General features: G+C 45.5%; 1 protein-coding gene. It reads left to right on the top strand.

Features of this window, described 5'->3' with window-relative positions:
• On the top strand, positions 1 to 712 hold a 712-nt coding region (locus A3756_RS18700), incomplete at its 5' end, for a S1 RNA-binding domain-containing protein (RefSeq protein ID WP_156490595.1).
• Positions 713 to 747: the final 35 nt, after the last annotated feature.

Raw genomic sequence — 747 nt, 5'->3', positions numbered from 1 at the left:
GACGCGTGATGTAATGAGCTGGCTTAAGTGTGAGTACCTACAGCAACACTTGGGTGAGGAGTTTGAGGGTATTATCTCTGCCGTGACGGGCTTTGGCTTCTTTGTAGAGCTAGCTGATTTATATGCTGAAGGTCTAGTTCATGTCTCGACTTTAGACAGTGATTATTATCAATTTGATGCAGCGAAGCATCGCCTGATCGGTGAACGCTCAGGTAAGCGCTTTGGTCTGGGTGATAGGGTGCTTGTTCAGGTCTCAAACATCAATCTGGAAGAGCGCAAGGTTGACCTGGTTCTAGTGAGCTCAAGTTCCAAGTCACGTGACAAATTGCGCCCTAAGAAAGGTAAGCCCAAAAGCGGTAGCAAGCGCGACAGTCAGGACAAGCGGAAGGCAGGTGAGCGGCGTAAAGAAGCGGATAGACGTCAGGGAAGTGATAAACCTAAGGTTAAATCCCGAAATGGCGCAAGAAAGAAAACCGAGCGTCCGGTAAAAGCCAAGTCAAGAAAGCCGAAGTCTTCTTCAGAGTTGAAGACAGAAGAGCCTCAAGAGCTTAAATCTAGCCAGCCTTTAAAGCGCAAGCCAAGCAAGCTAGAAGCTTTAAAAAGCAAGCAAGTAAAAAAGCCCTTAAAGAAAATTAACAAGGTAAAATCAGACGCTAATTCAGAGCCGGTGACGCCAGCAATTAGAAAGCGCAAAGTTAAAACAAAAGGTTAAGAGTTAATGAATCAAGAAACCGTATTTGGTTTGCA

The organism is Oleiphilus sp. HI0086, from assembly GCF_001635225.1.
The sequence above is the reverse complement of the archived record's forward strand: the minus strand, read 5'-3'. Positions and strand labels throughout refer to the sequence as shown.